The sequence below is a fragment of the Paratractidigestivibacter sp. genome, from assembly GCF_052362415.1.
In the GTDB taxonomy this organism is placed as follows: Bacteria; Actinomycetota; Coriobacteriia; order Coriobacteriales; family Atopobiaceae; genus Paratractidigestivibacter.
In genome coordinates, this window is record NZ_DAWEMK010000222.1 from 1 (window position 1) to 1,172 (window position 1,172).

The window sequence follows — 1,172 nt, forward strand, 5'->3', positions numbered from 1 at the left end:
GGCCCGACCGCCCGCACCCGCAAACGCGCCGAACGCCAGTTATCACCGTATGGAAACGGGCAGGACACACTACTTTGCCATGCTAAAGCAACACGTGTACCCCGCGAGAAAGAGGCGCCATGGACTACTACCAGCGAGCTTGCGAGCTCAAGGAAGACACGATCGCCAACCGCCGTCACATCCACACGAACGCCGAGGTGGGCCTCGAGACCCCGAAGACCCGCGCGTTCGTCAAGGAGAAGCTCCGCGAGTACGGCCTCGAGCCGCGCGACTGCGGCCACGGCGTCGTCGCCACCCTGGGCTCCGGCTCCCCCGTCATCCTCCTGCGCGCCGACATGGACGCGCTGCCCATGCCCGAGGAGAGCGGCGAGCCCTTCACCTGCCCGGACGGCGAGCACGCCCACGCCTGCGGCCACGACTTCCATGTCGCCATGCTCCTCACCGCTGCGCGCATGCTCAAGGAGACCGAGGGCGACCTCAAGGGCACGGTCAAGCTCATGTTCCAGCCCGCCGAGGAGACCTTCGAGGGCGCCAAGGACATGATCGCCGCCGGCGTCCTCGAGGACCCCAAACCCGACGTCGCGCTCGCCTACCACGTCGCCCCCGGCCAGATGCCGGTGGGCATCTTTATGTACAACGACAAGAACACGATGATGTACTCGGTCGACGGCTTCCGCATCGAGGTCAAGGGCAAGGGCTCCCACGGCGCCTACCCGCAGCGCTCCATCGACCCCATCAACGCCGCCGTCCACATCTATCTCGCGCTCGAGGCCATCATGGCCCGCGAGGTCGACCCGACCGCCGCGGCCGTGATGACGGTCGGCAAGTTCGACGCCGGCACCGCCGCCAACATCATCCCCGACACCGCCGTGCTCGAGGGCACCATCCGCGCGAACGACAAAGACGCGCGCGAGCTCATGGTCCGCCGCATGAGGGAGGTCGCCGAGGCCACCGCAGCCGCGTACGGCGCGACGGCCGAGGTCACCCCGCTCTCCGATGTGCCGCCCCTCGTGTGCGACCCCGAGCTCACCCGCGAGTTCGTTGGTTACATGAACGAGACGGGCATCCCCGGCCTCACCCCCTACCCCGGCATCCAGGCCTCGGCCTCCGAGGACTTCGCCACCATCGCCGAGCAGGTCCCCTCGACCTTCATGTACCTCTCGGCGGGCTAC

General features: G+C 68.0%; 1 protein-coding gene. It reads left to right on the plus strand.

Annotation, left to right across the window (positions count from 1 at the left end; all coding sequences use genetic code 11):
* Positions 1–119 precede the first annotated feature (119 nt).
* Positions 120–1,172: M20 family metallopeptidase (locus ACT84W_RS11140; RefSeq protein WP_444329278.1), on the plus strand; the 1,053-nt coding region annotated here is incomplete at its 3' end.